Annotated in this window: 20 protein-coding genes; 12 read left to right on the plus strand and 8 right to left on the minus strand. The window is 66.4% G+C overall.

Annotated elements, in window-relative coordinates:
* Positions 1 to 52 precede the first annotated feature (52 nt).
* The 7 genes from KBZ12_RS15590 (at position 53) to KBZ12_RS15620 (ending at position 6035) form a co-directional block, all read left to right on the plus strand.
* On the plus strand, positions 53 to 970 hold the full coding sequence (locus tag KBZ12_RS15590; protein WP_254958917.1) for a major capsid protein: 918 nt from the start codon (positions 53 to 55) through the stop codon (positions 968 to 970).
* A gap of 73 nt (positions 971 to 1043) precedes the next feature.
* The gene (locus KBZ12_RS15595; protein ID WP_254958918.1) at positions 1044 to 1481 is read left to right on the plus strand and encodes a hypothetical protein; all 438 of its coding nucleotides are present in this window, start codon (positions 1044 to 1046) and stop codon (positions 1479 to 1481) included.
* A 493-nt stretch (positions 1482 to 1974) separates the two neighbouring features.
* Positions 1975 to 2412, plus strand: a complete 438-nt coding sequence (locus KBZ12_RS15600) for a hypothetical protein (protein WP_254958919.1) — start codon at positions 1975 to 1977, stop codon at positions 2410 to 2412.
* Between the two features lie 42 nt (positions 2413 to 2454).
* Positions 2455 to 3189: a hypothetical protein gene (locus tag KBZ12_RS15605; RefSeq protein ID WP_254958920.1), complete on the plus strand. Its 735-nt coding sequence runs from the start codon at positions 2455 to 2457 to the stop codon at positions 3187 to 3189.
* A gap of 42 nt (positions 3190 to 3231) precedes the next feature.
* Positions 3232 to 3666: a hypothetical protein gene (locus tag KBZ12_RS15610; RefSeq protein WP_254958936.1), complete on the plus strand. Its 435-nt coding sequence runs from the start codon at positions 3232 to 3234 to the stop codon at positions 3664 to 3666.
* A gap of 33 nt (positions 3667 to 3699) precedes the next feature.
* On the plus strand, positions 3700 to 5709 hold the full coding sequence (locus KBZ12_RS15615) for a BspA family leucine-rich repeat surface protein (protein WP_254958921.1): 2010 nt from the start codon (positions 3700 to 3702) through the stop codon (positions 5707 to 5709).
* 101 nt (positions 5710 to 5810) lie between these two features.
* Complete coding sequence (locus tag KBZ12_RS15620) at positions 5811 to 6035, plus strand: Nif11 family protein (RefSeq protein WP_254958922.1); 225 nt, start codon at positions 5811 to 5813, stop codon at positions 6033 to 6035.
* 55 nt (positions 6036 to 6090) lie between these two features.
* On the opposite strand, the gene KBZ12_RS15625 is transcribed toward KBZ12_RS15620, so the two are convergent.
* The 3 genes from KBZ12_RS15625 to KBZ12_RS15635 form a co-directional block, all read right to left on the minus strand.
* A complete protein-coding gene (locus KBZ12_RS15625) occupies positions 6091 to 6807 on the minus strand; it encodes a hypothetical protein (RefSeq protein ID WP_254958923.1) in 717 nt (238 codons plus the stop codon).
* Positions 6808 to 7193: 386 nt separating this feature from the next.
* Positions 7194 to 7409 (minus strand): hypothetical protein, encoded by a 216-nt coding sequence (locus KBZ12_RS15630; protein WP_254958924.1) that lies wholly within the window; start codon positions 7407 to 7409, stop codon positions 7194 to 7196.
* Between the two features lie 350 nt (positions 7410 to 7759).
* A complete protein-coding gene (locus KBZ12_RS15635) occupies positions 7760 to 8104 on the minus strand; it encodes a hypothetical protein (RefSeq protein ID WP_254958925.1) in 345 nt (114 codons plus the stop codon).
* A 242-nt stretch (positions 8105 to 8346) separates the two neighbouring features.
* Between KBZ12_RS15635 and KBZ12_RS15640 the strand changes: the two genes are divergently transcribed.
* Positions 8347 to 8484: a hypothetical protein gene (locus tag KBZ12_RS15640; protein WP_254958926.1), complete on the plus strand. Its 138-nt coding sequence runs from the start codon at positions 8347 to 8349 to the stop codon at positions 8482 to 8484.
* 57 nt (positions 8485 to 8541) lie between these two features.
* Here KBZ12_RS15640 and KBZ12_RS15645 read toward each other — a convergent pair whose 3' ends face one another.
* On the minus strand, positions 8542 to 9303 hold the full coding sequence (locus tag KBZ12_RS15645) for a C39 family peptidase (protein ID WP_254958927.1): 762 nt from the start codon (positions 9301 to 9303) through the stop codon (positions 8542 to 8544).
* Positions 9300 to 9548, minus strand: a complete 249-nt coding sequence (locus KBZ12_RS15650; RefSeq protein WP_254958928.1) for a hypothetical protein — start codon at positions 9546 to 9548, stop codon at positions 9300 to 9302. The genes KBZ12_RS15645 and KBZ12_RS15650 overlap by 4 nt, the downstream gene beginning before the upstream one ends.
* A gap of 261 nt (positions 9549 to 9809) precedes the next feature.
* Here KBZ12_RS15650 and KBZ12_RS15655 point away from each other — a divergent pair, with 261 nt between their 5' ends.
* Together KBZ12_RS15655 and KBZ12_RS15660 are read left to right on the plus strand one after the other, a co-directional pair.
* Positions 9810 to 10424 (plus strand): J domain-containing protein, encoded by a 615-nt coding sequence (locus tag KBZ12_RS15655; RefSeq protein WP_254958929.1) that lies wholly within the window; start codon positions 9810 to 9812, stop codon positions 10422 to 10424.
* Positions 10425 to 10426: 2 nt separating this feature from the next.
* On the plus strand, positions 10427 to 11518 hold the full coding sequence (locus tag KBZ12_RS15660; protein WP_254958930.1) for a hypothetical protein: 1092 nt from the start codon (positions 10427 to 10429) through the stop codon (positions 11516 to 11518).
* On the opposite strand, the gene KBZ12_RS15665 is transcribed toward KBZ12_RS15660, so the two are convergent.
* A complete protein-coding gene (locus KBZ12_RS15665) occupies positions 11512 to 12135 on the minus strand; it encodes a hypothetical protein (RefSeq protein ID WP_254958931.1) in 624 nt (207 codons plus the stop codon). The two genes, KBZ12_RS15660 and KBZ12_RS15665, sit on opposite strands and share 7 nt — an antisense overlap.
* A 61-nt stretch (positions 12136 to 12196) precedes the next feature.
* The gene (locus KBZ12_RS15670; RefSeq protein WP_254958932.1) at positions 12197 to 15361 is read right to left on the minus strand and encodes a type I restriction endonuclease subunit R; all 3165 of its coding nucleotides are present in this window, start codon (positions 15359 to 15361) and stop codon (positions 12197 to 12199) included.
* An 83-nt stretch (positions 15362 to 15444) separates the two neighbouring features.
* Here KBZ12_RS15670 and KBZ12_RS15675 point away from each other — a divergent pair, with 83 nt between their 5' ends.
* Together KBZ12_RS15675 and KBZ12_RS15680 are read left to right on the plus strand one after the other, a co-directional pair.
* Positions 15445 to 15639, plus strand: coding sequence for a type II toxin-antitoxin system VapB family antitoxin (locus KBZ12_RS15675; RefSeq protein ID WP_254958933.1), 195 nt, complete (start codon positions 15445 to 15447; stop codon positions 15637 to 15639).
* Entirely contained in the window at positions 15636 to 16013 is a 378-nt protein-coding gene (locus tag KBZ12_RS15680; RefSeq protein ID WP_254958934.1) for a type II toxin-antitoxin system VapC family toxin, read from the plus strand. The genes KBZ12_RS15675 and KBZ12_RS15680 overlap by 4 nt, the downstream gene beginning before the upstream one ends.
* Before the next feature lie 45 nt (positions 16014 to 16058).
* Here the strand turns inward: KBZ12_RS15680 and KBZ12_RS15685 are convergent.
* Positions 16059 to 16611 (minus strand): hypothetical protein (locus KBZ12_RS15685; protein WP_254958935.1); only part of this gene is annotated, 553 nt, incomplete at its 5' end.

Consider the following 16611-nt stretch of genomic DNA (forward strand, 5'->3'; position numbering starts at 1 on the left):
CGGCTCTGGCAATAGCCCGTGACGTTGCTGGGGTCGTCCCCCGGGAGAGCGGATGGGCCTCACCCTGATCGAGGCAGCCAAGTACGAGACCCGCCTGGAGCACCTGGCGGTGATCAAGACCTTCAGCGAGGGGGAACTGCTCGCGCGGCTGCCATTCATGAACATCGCTGGCGGCGGCCTCTTCTACTCCGTGGAGAAGGAGCTGCCCACCGTCGGCTTCCGGGCGGTGAACGAGGGCTACCGCCAGAGCTATGGCGTCGTCGATCCCCAGTCCGAGGCCGTGCATCTCTTCGGGGGTGACGTCGATGTCGACCGCTCCATCGTCGACCTGCAGGGCCCCGAGGCCCGTGCCTCCCAGGTGGAGATGAAGGTGCGCTCGATGCGCCTCACTCTCGAGGCCGCCCTAATCAATGGCGATGCCACCGCCAGCCAGGCCCGCGGCTTTGACGGCCTCGCCCGCCGCCTGCCGCCGGGGGCGGAGATGGCGATCGACAATGGCACCACCGCTCTGGATTTCGACAAGCTCGACGAGCTGATCGACTCGGTCAACTCCTACGGCGGGATGAAGTATCTGGTGATGAGCAAGGCGATGCGCCGCCAGCTCAACGCCCTCGCCCGCGCCACCGTCGGTCAGGGCGTCTACAACGTCTCCACCAACAACCTTGGCGTGATGGTGCATCACTACCAGGAGTGCCAGATCCTCACCGTCGATCGCGACGCGCAGGGCCAGGAAGTCCTCGGCTACGGCGAGGCAGGCGGCACCAGCTCGATCTACTGCTGCACCTTCGGGGATCAAGGGGTGACGGGATTGCAGGGCCCCTTTCAGGGCCGCTACGGCATCTCCGTCCGTGATCTCGGCGAAGTCCCCGACGCCCCGGTCTTCCGCACCCGCATCGACTGGTACGTCGGCTTTGGCGTCATGCACCCCCGCGCCGCCGGCCGACTCCACAACATCGCCCCACTGACTTGATGGGGTGCCGCTGCATTGCGGCTGGCGTCCTTGATCCCTCCTCGATTCCTTCCTTCCACCCGGAGACCGAACCATGGCCCCCTCCAAGGGCATCCCCCTCCTTGATGCCGCCACCCTGCTGGTGGGCTGGAGCAACCGCAGCGCCAGCCGCGGACACGACAAGGTGTTCGTCAGCGGTGAGGTGGTGCAGCTCTCCACCAAGCTCGATGCCTCCAACCGCTTCTCGCTGATCGCCGCCCACCCCGGCCACAGCCAGGCGGTGACGGTTCTCCTCGAGGTGGCCCCCCAGCTGCGGGATGGCCGCATGGGCACCTTCGTCGGCGTCGCCAGCGTGGCGATTCCGGCGGAGGGAGGCCGGGTGGAGGCCCACATCAACGGCCAAGACATCCAGCTCGATCCGGCGGATGCCGCCAATGCCGATCCACCGGCCCTGTGCTTTGCCCGCGCCATCGTCTCGCCCTCGACTCCCGAGGGAATGACCGTGGGCCTGACCGCCACCCTGCCCGCCTGAGGGAGCCGAGCTGATGAGCGATCGCTTCCCCAACCTCGGCGCCATGCCGTCCCGACAGGGCCACACTCCATCCCTCTCGACTGGTGCCGCCTCGGCCCAGGCGGGGATGGTGCGCATCCAGCGCGGCAGCGAGACCCGCTACGTGTGGCCGGTGCATCTGCCTGGCTGGCTGGCGATCGGCTGGCAGGTGGGCAACGGGGAAGGCATGGCTGTGGTGACGCCCCCGACGCCGGTTGTGGTGACGCCAAGCGCCGTGAGCTCGCAACCTCCGGCCGCGACTCCGTCAGGGCCTACTCCTGGAACCAGCGGTCATCGCCCTGGAACTCCGGTGGGAACCGGAAGCACTGGGCGGCCTGCGCCCGCAGCATCGGCACCGCAGCCAGTTCCGGCGACAACCACTTCTGACAGCCGAGGGGGCGCCACTCCTGTTGCGGCGCAATCGATCTCCCCTGCCGCAGCGGCTGATTTGCCGCGACAACCCGAGCCCGATCTGATGGCCCACCTGCCCACGAACCTGCTGGGCTTCGATCAGGAGCCCGACGGGGAGCAGGCCACTCCGGTTGAAAACAATGCAGTTTCTGCATCGAATCTCGAGCTGGCAGCCGCTGATCGGCCGGCGGATGGAGCCGATGCTGAGACGGAATTGGCGCCGGCACCAGAAGCCGATGCGGCCGCCGCGGAGGTGAACCCGTCAACCGACGAATCAGCGGCTGAGACGACTGTCCGTCGCCGGGGCCGGCCCCGCAAGGTGCGCCCCGATGCCCAACCGGAGTCGACCGGCGATTCGACCGATCAGGAGCATTCCCCGGCCGCCGACACCACAGAGGCGCAGCACCCCTCCACCGCTCCGGACTCCGACGAGCAGCAGGAACCTGACGCCGTGCTCACCAGCGATGGCGATGACCCCTTTGGGCTCGATCCCCTCCTCTGATCCCCCCTCGATCTCTCCCACCTCCACGCCCACCAGGCCTGCATGACCACTCCCAAGAGCAGGCTGTTCGAGCGGGTGGAGGTCTTCACCCGCGCCACCACCGATGCTCTCAACAAGGCGATCACGGAGGTGCTCGATGCCCGCAGCCCCTGGCAGCTGCTCTATCGCCTCAGCCGCATCGTCTTCCTCGGCCTGGTGCTCTACCTCGGCTGGATCCTCGTGGTCGTCCAGCCCGATCTGGCCCGCAGGCTGATGCTCCCCCAGGGGCAGACGCTGCAGCAGCGCTACACCCGCCACCAATCAGAAGTTGCCACCCTGCTGCGCTCCGCGGTCGGCGCCGAAACCTTTGGGCTCAACACCTTGGTGCTCGCCGACTGGGATGGCGCCGCCAGCCTGCAGGTGCTCGCCGCCGAGGGCCGCACGCCTCAGCTCCCCTTGCAACCGGGCCAGCAGGCCCTGGTGAGCGTGGCGATGGCCAAGGTGCTCGGCCATGCCGCCCTGGGCCTGTGCGAGAGCGAGCGGCCCCTGGCCCTCAACCTCGATGAAGCCGAGTTGCCGCGGGGCACGACCTTGATGGTCTGCCCGATCGGCTGCACCACCAAGGCCCAGCCCACCGGCCTGCTGGTAGCCCTCTACGACCGGCCAGTCGCCGCTGTGCTGAACGAGGCCGTGCCGGCGGGCAATGCCCTCGCCGCCCGCGAGCTGCTGCAGCGCCGCCAGCGCGAGCAGTTGATGCTCCTCTCCCGCCGCCTCGGCCAACTCCTGGATGGGGAGTGACCTTGGCCAATGCAAGGCAAGAGAGCGTGAATGCCACAAGCCATGGCCGCCAACACCACCACACCTGACAGCAGCGCTGCTGATTCCTCGCCCGCGGTGACGCCGCAGACGAGTGCTCCCGCTGCTGCAGAGTCGTCGCCTGCACCGGCGGCACCTTCCACCCCCGATCCCGCAGCCCCGACGGCCCCGCCGACGGGCCCTGACACCAGCGGTTTCTACCGCCTGCAGGACAAGGCCCTGCAGTTCGCACCGAACGAGGTGCACGCCCCCGACTACAGCCTCAGCCGCCTGGATCGGGAACGGCTGCCGCTGCCCCATGACGGCTGGCAGTGGTTCGACACCGCCGAGGCAGCCCATGCCCACCACGGCCTGGAGCTGCCCAAGGCAGAAGCGCAGGCTCAGGAGCCGAAACCAGGCCAGCCCCAGCTGCCCCGCCGCAAGGAAGGCGGCCGGCCGGAACGACCGGACGGACGCTGAGCCCGCGGCAATAGGGGGGGAGTGCTTCCCCCCATGGCCCACACCAGCTCCTCCTCCTCTGCCTCCACCCCGGCTGCTGCTGCGCTGATGACCCCGGCACTGCCGGTTCCGGCCATGCCGGCCTGGCAGATCTCCTACGGCAGCCAGCCGCCGACGCCGGACCCCTACGCGGCGGAGCCCTGGCAGCGGCCGGTGGACTGGTTGCCGCTGCCGGCGATCCAGCCGGGTGAGCAGAAGCTGGTGGGTCTGGTCGCCATCTACCCCGGCGAGGGGAACGTGCTGGCAGTGCGAGCCGCCGGGAACTACACCGTCGATTGGGGAGACGGCACGGTGGAGCACGTGAACTCCCCGGCCCAGACGATTCGCCGCCATCAGGAGTGGTTCGGCAACAGCCTCTATGGCCCAGGCGATCGCTTCTGGATCACCGCGGCGAGCAACACCAGCTGGCAGCAGAGGATTGAGGGCACCTTCCTCGTCTACCGCAACGGCAACCGCCTCTCGGCCTCTGACTACCGGATCGAGGAGAACGGTGGCAACGTCGAGCTGGTGCTCACGACACCGCTGCCCAGTGGTGGCTACTCGTATTTCTATGGCAGCTGGAGCTGGGGCGAGACGGTGATCGAGCCGATCAAGGCCGAACATCGTTACAGCTACAACACAGTCTCTGCTGCCAGCCGCTGCAGCCGGGGGTACCGGCAGGTGATCGTGACGATCATGCCCCAGGCCGGCGCCAACCTGACGATGGTGGACCTGAGCCCGCGGCACAGCAGCATCAGCCAGGACGATGCCTCTGCCCCCTGGCTGGATCTGGCCCTGAATCTCCCCCGCGCTGAGGGTGGAGCCAGCATCGTGTTCTGCGGCTACGAGCGCTACAGCACCTACGACTATCTGGGCAGCGTGGAACGGATCACCATCCACGATGCCGGCGGCGCCAGCAACTTCGGCTGGCTGCTCTATTACGCCGGCGCGCTGCGGGTGTTTCAGCTCCACCGGGCGGAGGCGCTGGAGGAGATGGATGGGATGTTCTGCTACTGCCATGCCCTCGAACACGTGCAGCTGCCACCTCTGCCGCATGTGACCACCGCCAGCGAGGCCTTCTACGAGTGCACCTCGCTGCGGCAGCTGAACCTGGAGGGGATGGCCTCGCTCAGCGATGCCTCCTATCTGGTGTACGGCTGCAATCTGCTCAAGCAGCTCCGCCTGGCTGGCATCACCTCCCTCACCAGCCTGGAGTGGGCCTGCCAGGAGGCACCGGAGCTGGAGCGGGTCTGGATCGAGGATGCCGAGGCGTTGGAATCCACCGCCAACCTCTTCTACAACTGCCGCAGCCTGCGGCAGGTGGTGATCAGCGGCGCCGAGCGGATCGAGCAGATGGGCGGGATGTTCCAGTACTGCAGCGCCCTGGAGATCGCGCCGGAGCTGCACACCGCCGAGGTGGTGGACATGCACGAGATGTTCGCCTACTGCACCTCCCTGCGTCACGTGCCGCAGTACGACACGGCGAATGTGACGACGATGGAGAGCATGTTCTCCGGCTGCCAGGCACTGGAGACGATCCCGCCGTTTGACACCCGCAAGGTGACGACGATGCGCTGGATGTTCTCCAGCTGCACCACCCTCTCCAGGCTGCCCAGGCTGGATCTGCGGGCGGTGGAGACGATGGAGGGGATGTTCTCCGGCTGCTACGGGCTGATCACCGTGCCGCTGCTGAACACCGAGGCGGTGCAGACGATGACCTACACCTTCTCGGGCTGCTACGGGCTGATGAACCTGCCGGCGCTGCCAGTGGGCAACGTCAGCGACTTCAACGGGGTGTTCTCCAGCTGCGTCGGCCTGGCCTGGGCCCCGCTGCAGGGAATCGCCACCACGATCTCCTTCTGGGGCTGCGCCCTCTCCAAGGCAGCGATCCTGACGATCTTCCAGAACCTGGCCTATGTGAGCAACGGCCAGAGCATCGACGTCGGCTCCAACAGCGGCACCAACGAGCTCAGCACCGCTGATCTGGCGGTGGCCACGGGCAAGGGGTGGACGGTTCTCTACTGAGTGGGAGCCGGCTCACGATCCAGCCATGGCGTGAGTGTGCTCTGGAACACCTGGTGCCTGGCCCCCGATCACGCCATGGTGAGCGGAATCGGGGCAAGGGCATGAGCTGGCCTGAACTGGAGCGCTTGGTGACTGACGCGGAAGCCAGCGAGTCGCTGCGGCGGAGCCTGCGCCGTTGCCGCAGCCGGGAAGAACTGCTGCTGGCGGCCCGGCGTCTGGGATACCGGGTGACGCGGATTGACCTGCAGAACGCCTGGATTGCCCACCGCCAGGCGGCTGCTGAGGAGCACTTCGAGGAGCAGCACAGCGTTGGCGCTGGGATCTGAGGAGCCAAGGGCTTCCCGGGTGGGCCAATCCCGAAGGGCCACGGGCCCCTGGCCCTCAGCTGCAGTGGCTGGCCGCCGCCGCCGCCCTTGCCCCATGGGCCGGGAAGGTGACCACAAAGGAGCGCCCGGCCTGGGCGCAGAGGGGCAAGCCCCAGCGGCCGCCGCAGGAGCTGCACTGCACCCTGCTGCCGGGCCTGGTGGCCGGGCAGGCCACAAACCGCACACCCTCATGCCGGAACACCACCGGCGCATCGGGGGGCACGACGCAGACCGCCGAGATGCCCTGCCGCTGCAGCGCCGCCGCGACGGAGCGGGACTCGGTGGAGGCATTGACCACCAGCCCCCGCTCAGCGGCCTGCCGCAGGGTGGCCTGATTGGCAGGGCCCATGGGGAAGTGGGTGTAGGACCAGGCTGCCCGCAGATGCCGCGTGGCCCGAGCCAGCTGGAGCAGCAGGGCCTGATCGATGCGCAGCGGATCAGCCGGATCAGGCCACTGATCGCCCGCGACGCAGTGGCGGAACATGACCCCGGCCGGCAGGGCTGCCACCTGCTGGATGAAGGCCGCTGCTGTGGTGCCGAGCCGCCCGGCGCTGAGCCGATCCCAGTGGAGGCGGGTGCGGAAGCCAGCCTCGGCATAGCAGCCCTCCTCGCCGGCCAGGGAGCAGGAGGAGGGGCAGGTGAGCCGGCTGGTGCTGGAGACCGCGATCGGCCCGGTTTTGGCATTGCCGCTGGGGAAGCTGAGGGCAGCGCGATGGGACTCGGCAGAGGCCACGGCTGAGGGGACGCAGGACCCCGCCCCCGACCGCGCCGCAGGTCAAGGGCTCGCCACCTCCCCAATGGCGCATCAGCGCCCAGCACGACAAGCGGCGAGCCAGGCCCGACCCTTGCAGCGGCGCGGATCCTGGGGCGGTCTGCGGTCCCGGCCGTGCCACCCGAGGACCATCGAGCCAGAGGCCTTCTGCGGCCAGGCCATTGGCCAGGGAAACGCCTGCAGTTGATCGCCTCTACCCACTGACGGCCTGTCTGGGCAAGCCCCCACCCGTGCCAGCTCCATCGGGCGGCTCTGTCAGGTGGCTCAGTTCTATGTCGCCTCGATGCCGATGCAGCAAGCCCCTGCGTGCCAGCCCCGTGAGGCCGAACCCGCAGGGGCAGGTGGCCTCAGAGCACCCGCACGGCGGCCTGAGACCCGAGCACGATCTGCTGATTTGAGGCCAGGATCAGGGCCTCGGCGCGGGGCACGTAGTGCGGCTGGGAGGTGATGTAGCCCTCGCGATCGAGGAACAGCACCCGCAGCAGATCGCCGGCGGCATCAAGCAGATGCACCGAGACGATGCGGATGGGGCAGCAGGGCCGAGAGGGGGAAGGAAAGGCCATGGCCGGGAAGGCGAACGACCGGGCCGAACCGCACCGGCAAGGAGACGGCCGGCAAGGGGCCCGAGCCTGCGAGGGATTCAAGTCAGCCCTTGCCGGCCGGCCCGCGCCGGGGCAGGCCCAGACGGCGTTTGCCGACCCGGCCAGCCGATTCGTCCCGACGGCACAATCCCCGCAGCAACCGGTTCGATCTGATTGCCGCCGGCCCTGGTGTGGGCATCCACAGTCCCGATCGCGACCGCAGCAGGGTTCCGCCCAGCCGCCAGCCCCTCGTCTCAGTCTGCTGCCATGGTGCGGGAGAAAAACCGGGATCAGGGCTCCCGGCCGGCCCGGGGCACAAAGGCCCCTGAGCCTCAGCGGCTCAGCAACGCAGGCTGATCAGCCTCGACCTGAGCGAGCAGCCGCTCAGCCTCCTGGATCTCCTGCAGCTGGGCGATGGCGATGCGGGCATCCTGCTCCTCCTGCAGGGCGGCATCGATCTCATTCACCCGCTGCAGGCAGTGCTGCAACGCCGGCAGCACCTCCTCTTCAAGCAGGGTGATCTCCTCCTCCCCATAGGGATGCTCAATCCAGGTGCGGCGGAGCGGCTGGCCCTCGGAGAACAGCAGGATGCGCTCGATGCAGCGCAGGCTGGACTCGAGTAGCAGGAACGGATCCTCCTCAGGCCGGCAGAACGGCGACAGGGCGGAACTGGCCATGGCGAAGTGCGCCGGGGGCGCAGCGACGGGACCGATCCCAGTGGAGGCCCGACGAGAGGAGGGCCTCAAACTGGAGAGGGCCGGCGCAAGGCCCCAGTGAGGCAGTTCCCCCCAGGCGAGGCCTCTGAACCGTCTCGATGATGGACGCCGTTGTGCCATCGGTTGCGGGCCGTTGTCGCTTCCTGCCGCCTGGATTCCTTTGGGCTGGATCAGCCTGGTGGCCAGCCCTTTCAGCTACCGCCATGCTCCGCATCCACGGCGACCGCATCAGCCTGCTGGCCGCTCTCACCGCTCACTGGGCAGATCAACAGCTGCAACTCCCTCAGGCCCTGCGGCCGGTGGTCGGGCCGATCCCCCGCAGGCCCGGGTCCAAGCGCTGAATCGGTCGAATGGCCAAGACAGGCCTCCCTGACCCGGACCGATGGCCAGCCAGCCGATCACCTCTCCGCCAACACCGCCCAGCCGCTGCCCTCTCCCTCCACCATCCAACGCCGCCCGAAGTTGGCGCGGGTGTAACGGCAGAAGCGGGCCGTTCCGCCGATGGTGGTGCCGTCCACCAGATCCGCCTCCCCAAGCGGGTCGTGCACGATCACGTGGGTCTGGGTGATGCCGACGACGATCAGCCAGTGCCCACCGCCTGCGGGACTGCTGATCGGCCCGCGATGTAGGTAGCCGCAGGGGACGGGGATGCCGGCTGCGAACTTTTGCTCCAGGGTGGCAAAACTGGCCCGGCTGGTGAAGCGGGCCTTGATGCCGTAGCTGGCCAGGGCCCTGATCTGGGCTGCGGCGTCGGTGGTGTCGCCGAACTGGCGGACCCTGGCCAGGTACTGGTCGTCGCCATTGAACCCGGTGAGGACGCCAGGCTTGAGGAAGGCCAGGAGCATGGCGCAGCTGGACGAGAAGCACATCCGCCGCGCCTGGTCGGTGGCTGAGTCCAGCTGGGCGAACCAGGGTACCGAGAGCGGATTGCCTTTGCTGGGAGCGCCGGCCGGCGGTGATGGCGACGGTGATGGAGTTGCGACAGCAGACCCTGCCTCCTGTCGGGCGGTCCAGAGGCGGCGCAGGGTGCCGCCCTCTTCCAGGGCCTGAGGGTCATGGGCCACCAGCTGTTCCAGCACCGCCAGCAACCAGGCCCGGTGGTGGGGCAGCTCTGGATCGAAGTGCTCTACGTAGTCACCGGAAGGGATGGGCCGGCTCATCGGAACACCCCCCGCCGGCCTGGGGCCAGAGCCGGCTGGTAGGTCGCCACTGCGGACTGCATGCCGGAGGGGAAGAACAGGGCGCTTACCGTCATCCAGCGCTCCAGGCAGGCATTCACCTGACGGGGTGCCTGGATCCAGTTGGGCAGCTCGCAGGCACCGACGAACGCGGCCGAGAACAAGATCTGGCCCGTGAGCAGGCCATGGGAGGCGGCCGCGCCGAGCAGCCGCAGCAAGGGGTTCATTGCAAGTGAGGCGTTCCCCTCCTGTTGCCTGAGCCATCCGGCCTTTACGGGGGCGCCGCCACGACTCACGCCAGAGAGCACCGAGCCAGAGAGAGCTAGGCCCGAAATCGATGCACTGAGTGCATCACTGGTAGGCGGCGCAATGGGAAAGCCCATGGCCCATCAAGGCCGGCTCGCGATTCAATGCAATGGCTGCATCCTTTTTGGCTCTGATCATGCTGCACCTCGTAAACACAGGCTCATTCCTCAGCGCTGCGGGCCATGGCTGCGCTATCTCTGGAGCACTGCATCCGGCCGTCTCAGCCTGTGCCCAGTCGCAGCACGCCCAAACCATCGCCTGCAGGCACGACGCGCAAGAAGCTGGATCGGCCTGCCGTTCAGCAGCGCATTGCTGAGCTGTTGGCCCAGGGGCCTCCAGATGCTTCAGCCCTGCTCGCATTTGCCGAGTTCATCCACGGCAAGCCCTTCCCTGAGCCGGTGCTCACCCTCACCCAGCTCAAAAGCGAGGTGTGCAACGTGTTCGGCTGCACGAACGCCAAGGAGTTACGTCAGTCCAGCGAGTTCAACCTGGCGATGGCCGGCCGCAGCTTTGATTTCAAGACCAAGGCCGACTGGCAGAAGCTGTACCGCGAGTGGGTGGGTGTTCCCCAGGCGGAACGCAATCGCAGCGGCGCTACGTGCATCAATGGCATCGATGTGCTGGAGAACTTTCGGCCTTGGCATGTGTTTGGCTTGGAACCATCCACGGCCACGGCCGATGACATCAAAGAAGCCTTCCGCCGCCTGGCCAAGGAGCATCATCCCGATGTGGGTGGTGATCCACGGGTGATGGAGAGGCTGCAGAAGATGCGCGATTCCTTGCTGGCTTTCCGCTGATCATGGCGACCACTCCATCCACACCTCAAGCAGGCTCACGGCGGCGGCGTGAGCGCGATGCCTTCAGCGACAAGGAAGCCGCCAAGATGCTTGGCATCCCGGTCACCAAGCTCTACCGGATCTGTGAGTTCTTCGATTCCGATCCTGACGATGCCTGGGATCTGATCGAGGGAGAGTTCTTCGAGTACGAACCGGGTCAGGCCCGCAAGCGCCGCTTCTATGAGGAGGGCGTAATGGCGATCGCCAAGTATCTGGAGGAGACCGAGGGCGGCAGTTTCCTGGCTCGGCTCAAGGAGTTCTTCACCCATCACCGGGCTCGGGTGACCCGTGCCCTGGTGCAACGCCGCATCATCCAGGTGACGCAGGATCGCTCCACCCTGGTGATCAAGGGTGATCTGGTGTTTCTGCAGCAGCGCTCGGTGGTGCGGGTGCTGGGCACCAACGGCAAGGGGATGAGCGGCACCCTGCGCCGGATCGAAGAGGAGAGCGCCGGTCTCGATGGCGCCGAAGGCCTGGAGATCGACGTGCACTTCGCCGATTTCGACGACGTGGAGGGGCGCCACTGGAGCCAGCGCGGCATCGCCCGGCTCGCTCGCACAATGCACGAGCGGGGCCGCATCACCAAAGCCCGCAAGGCCTGGGTGAAGGCCGTGGCCGATGTGGCGGAGGACTGCTTCGAGGTGCAGCGCAAGGTGCTGGAGAGCCATGAGGCCCGGGTGAAGGCTGCGATGGAGCGTGCACGGAACAAGGCCAAGGCCTGCGCGGTGACGCAGCAGAAACCCAATGCCGCGGATCAAAACCCGATCGAGCTGGAGGCCCATCACCTGTTCGATGCCGCCACACGACCCGATCTGGCGGCCTTGGAGGAGAACCTGCTGGTGATCAGCTCAGCCCTGCACCGCAACTTCCACAAGTGGATGGGCAATCGGCCCTGCGAACCCAAGGACTTCGTGGATTACCTGCTGCGCAACGAGCTCACCCACTTCGAGGGCAGCCCCAGCACCCGTACCCGCCAGGAGCAGCGCCAGCAGAAGCTGATCCACCGCCTGGAGCTGCTGCAGGCCCGCTACGAAGGAAACAGGCTGCTCTACTGAGTCAAGCCGGCGCGTTGCGTGATTCCTGTCTCCAACGTCATCGTCAACGAGGGCTGCAGCGGCCGCACCGTGCTGGCGCCAGTCTCCAGAAAGGCCACCAGGATCGTGATCAGCAGCACGAAGTCCGCCAGACCTGGATCGTTCTCCAGTTGGCTGGCCTCCCCCCGCTCTGCCATGTGCTTCTGGAGAATCAACTGCATCGGCTCCCAGAGCACATTGCGCCTTGCCAGCGCGACGCTCTCCCGCAGGCGGTCGCGGTAGGGAGGATCCGCCAGCTGCACCTCCGAGGTGGAGTGGGCGAAGGCATTCCGTACCCGCCGAAGATTGTGGAGCGACTGCTCGACGGCGCCATCGATCAGCCCAAGCCTCGCCGCCAGGGCGATCTTGGCCCCGAACGACCCCAGCGGCCGATCGGTGTGGAACAGGGACTCGCTACCGCGCGGTGGCGCCAGGGCTGCCTTGAGTAACGCCTCCAGGGCTGCGTCCACCCGGGCCACGCCCACCAGAACAGCGCCACGCCCCCGTTCGCGCAGCATCCCCAGAGCCACGCTGCGGGCCTCTTCGGCCGCCGCCTCAATCCAGTCGGGCAGGAAGGGCTCCAGGTCTGATGCGCTCACGACGGGGCCGATTCAGGGTCTGCATCACCCCTGAGGCTGACATGGCTCAGAGACCGGCCCCTCAGCCAGCGGGCGCATAGACGCTCTGGTCTCGTTCGGGGTAAGCCTGCTCGATGTGAGCGAACACGGCCTCGCACTTCTGCTGGTACAGCTCCGGTGTGTAGGCGCGAGGCAAGCCGATGTCGAGTGCTTCTTCAATGACGACCTTGAGCTTGGCCCTGGCATCAAACTTCTGCTGCCAGTTGAGCACCAGCAGCTCCTTGATCCGCTCCACCAGCTCCCGGGCCGACTGCTTGACCTTGGCGCGGTCGCTGTCGGACAGATCCGGTGCGGACTGCAGCAGGATGTCGAACATCGCCAGCTCCTCCTCGCTGAGGTTCTCGCGGATGTGGCGCTGCTGCTCCTGACTGAGCTGCATGCTGAGCTGCAGCAGCTGCTTGTAGACCTCCTCGACGCTGCGGCTGCCGGCGTTGTAGCTGGCGATCAGGGCCTCGAACTTTTCGCGGAAGTCGGCGCGGGTGGGGTTGAGCTGCACCATCCGGGCGAGGTGAGCCGCGATCAGGGCCTTGAGTTCCTCCAGCTCTGTCTTCTTGTTCTTCTTCTGCTTGAACTTGTCGGCCAGCGCCTGGAAGTCGATCTTGGAGAGGTCGATGCTGGGCGGGCCCTGGTCGCGGATTGCGATGCCAGTGATCGACTGATCAAGCACCTGACCGATCTGGCTCATCACGGCGCTGATGTCGGGCGGGTTGGGGTTGAGCTTCAGGCGGATGGAGGCCGCGATGCTGTTGAGCGCGCCGACTGAGGCCGCAAACTCCTGGGCAGCGGGGTCGGGCTTGATCGCAGCGTGCAGCAGTTGCACCAGACGCTGCTGCTCCTGGAACCTTTGCCTGAGCGGCTCCGGCGCGATCAAGGCCTCGACGGCATCGTCGATCAGCTGCAGGCGCTGCATGCCGTCCGTCTGGGCATGGATCGCGGCGATGTCGACCTGCTGCTCCGCGCAGAAGTGAACGGCGTCCGTCAGCACCTGCCGCAGCTGATCCACCAGCACGGCCTTGTCCTGGGTGGGCTTGGCCCCGCCGCCATTGCGCCCGCCATAGAGGGCCAGCGCCTTCTCCAGGGAGGCGAACACGTTGGCGTAGTCGACGATCAGGCCGCTGTGCTTGCCGGGGAAGACGCGGTTCGCCCTGGCGATCGTCTGCATCAGGGTGTGGTTTCGCATCGGCTTGTCGAGATAGAGCGTTGAGCAGCTCGGCGCATCGAAACCGGTCAGCCACATGGCGCAGACGAACACCAGCCGCAGCGGATCGGTGGGGTCTTTGAAGCGTTGATCCAGCGGCGGCTCGGACGTCGTGAGCCGGCGGCGGTGGGGTTCAATGTCGAGACCCAAAGCCGCCATGTCGGCGATCTCGTTCTGGGCGGCCGAGACGATCACCGCCATGTCGGTGCTGGTGAGGATGTGCAACCGCTCGCGCAGCTCCTCCCCGTCCTCAGAGGGCTCCAGCGGCAGCTGCTCCACTAGGGCGCGCACCCGCTCGGTTTCCTCCTGCCAATGGCGCTGCACCTTGTCGTGCATGCGCAGGGTGGTGGCCTTGTCGATCGAGATCGCGATCGCCTTGCCCATGAACCCCCGGCCGAGGAAGTGGCGCACGATGTCGCGGGCGATCGTTTCGAGCCGGTCGTCCCTGGTGATGATGTGGTATTGACGACCCAGCTCCCGTTCGAGCTTCTTCTCCTCCTCGCCGTCGAGATCGGCGGCCTCGATCACTGCGTAGATGTCGTCGTTGAGATCGGGATTGACCAGCTGCAGTTCAGGCGTGCGGTTCTCGTAGAACAACGGCACGGTGGCCCCGTCTTCCACCGCCTGCTGGAAGTCGTAGATCGAGACGTACTCACCGAAGACCTCGCGGGTGCGCTCCTCGCCATCGATCAACGGCGTACCCGTGAAGGCGGTGAACAACGCCTTGGGTAAGGCGGTCCGCATGTTCATGGCCAGGGTGTCGTACTGGCTGCGGTGGGCCTCATCGGTGATCACCACCACGTCGGTTCGATCACAAAGCAGCTCGGGGATGCGGAACTTCTGGATCAGGGTGAAGACGTAGCGGTGGTTGCCGCGCAGCAGCTCTGCGAGCTGGGCGCCGCTGCCCGCGTGGCACTGATCGCCCTCGGCCTCGGACACCACGCCAGCGGCCTTGAACGTCTCGGCGATCTGCTCATCGAGGTCGGTGCGATCGGTGACGATCACGAAGGTCCAGTCGCCGGGCACCTTGCGCTGGATCTTCTGGCTGTAGAAGCCCATCGCGTAGCTCTTGCCGCTGCCCTGGGTCTGCCAGAACACCCCCGCCCGGCCATGGCCGCGTCGGCGTGCCTCGAGGGTGGCGGCGATGGCGTTGTTGACCCCGATGAACTGGTGGTTCTGGGCGATAATCTTGATCAGCCCGCCCTTGCTGTCACTGAACAGGATGAAGTTCTCGACGTAGTCGAGCAGGCGCTTGGGCTGGCAGACACCACGCAGCAACACCTCCAGCGACACGCGCCTGGGTTCGTCCTCGCTTTCGATCCGCTTCCACTCAAAGAAGCGCTCCCAGTCGGCGCTCAGCGAGCCGATGCGGCTGGCGGTGCCGTTGGAGGCGATCAGGAAGGCATTGCTCCAGAACAGCTGCGGGATCGCAGCCTTGTAGTGGCGGAGGTTGTCATCGAAGGCTGCGCGGGCTGAGACGCCGGGCTTCTTGAACTCGAATACCACCAGCGGCAGGCCGTTCACGAAGCCCACAAGATCAGGCAAGCACTTGCTGAGATCCCCCTGGATCGTGAACTGGTTGACCGCAAGCCAGTCGTTTTCTGAGGGTCGGTCCCAGTCGACGACGCGCAGCCGCACCTTGCTCTGGCCGCCCCGTTCCAGGTCAGGCACGGACACCAGCACGCCGTCCTTGAGCAGGCGGTACACCTCGCGGTTGGCAGCCACCAGGCCCATGGCAGAGCGGTTGCGGCTGAGCTCCTCAATGGCTGCATCGATCGCCTGCGGCGGTTGGCCTGGATTCAGACGCTCCAGCGCGGCCCGCAGGCGCGGCAGCAACACCACCTCGCGGCGATCCCGGCGTCCAAGGCTGCCGCCCTCCGGCGCGAAGGTTTCCTCCAGACCGCAAGCTGTGTTCCAGCCCAGCTCAGACAGCAGCGCCAGGGCGGGCTGCTCCACCAGATGGTCTTCGTTGTAGGGGTTGGGAGTCATGGCATCGATGCGCCTCCGCAGCCGAAGCGGATTGGAAACGTCATCAGATGATGCCTAGAGTGATGCGAGCCCAGGGCGGAAGCATGCGCACCACCGTGACGCTCGACGACGAACTGCTGGCCAGGGCCGAGCAGCTGTGCGGAAATCTCGAACGCAGCGCCCTGCTCAAGGAAGCCCTGCGGGCCCTGGTGCAACGGGAAAGCGCGAAACGCCTGGCGGCACTGGGCGGCAGCGAACCTGAGCTGGAGCCGATCCCCCGTCGTCAGAGCGCGGCGTGATCCTGGTTGACACCTCCGTCTGGGTGGAGCATCTGCGCCATGGCCTGCCTCGCCTCGCCATGTTCCTGCAGGAAGGGGAAGTGCTGATCCATCCCTCGGTGATCGGTGAACTGGCCTGCGGCAATCTGCGCAACCGATCCCAGGTGCTGGAGCTGCTGCAGGGCCTGCCAGCGGCGACGGTGGCCAGCGACGCGGAAGTGCTGCTACTGATCGAGGGCGACCGGCTGATGGGCCGTGGGATTGGCTACATCGACGCTCACCTGTTGGCCTCTGCCCGATTGAGCCACTGCTGCCTGTGGACCCAGGATCGACGCCTGGCAGCCGTGGCCAATGAGCAAGGACTGGCCAAACCACAGGCAGAAGACCTGAAGTAACAGGCAACTGAGATGTCGCCCGTATCGATCTGGCCGCTCGCGATGTCATGGCTCAGGCAACTCCTCCACATCGATCTGACCGGAGAGCAGACGGGGGAGCAAGATGTCACGCGCGAATCGGAGGTTTTGAACCTGACGCAGCAAGACTTCGCGCTGCAAGTGAATGCTGCCTGCAATCTGCCCGTAGCGACTCATGAGCGCGGCAGGCGGCAAAGTAATTTGAAAAGCACTTATCGTATCCTTGGTCAGCGCTTCGCGAGTAGCTCCGCCTTGCGCGAAAGCCAGAAGCTGCTGCTTGTGAAAATCACTGTTGATTGCATCCAGCAAATAAAAAGGGCTAACCTTCGTCTTGTCAGCGCGGACAATCGCCACATGCTGATTGACCCGCGCTGGCAGCAGATGTGAGGGAACCATGGCGCAACGAGCAACCGACGCACCGGTGATATTTAGCAATACATCCTCTTCCTCAACTTGTATGTGTTCAGGGGTCGGGACGTCCCCCGCGGGACTGCATTTCTGACAGCTCATCGCTGAGCGATCAAGAAGCAGTGCTCTGTGCTGCTGATTCAGGGATCGGGCAGCAGTGTCGGCATCACCC

The organism is Cyanobium sp. Cruz CV13-4-11 (assembly GCF_024346055.1).
Classification (GTDB): domain Bacteria; phylum Cyanobacteriota; class Cyanobacteriia; order PCC-6307; family Cyanobiaceae; genus Cyanobium.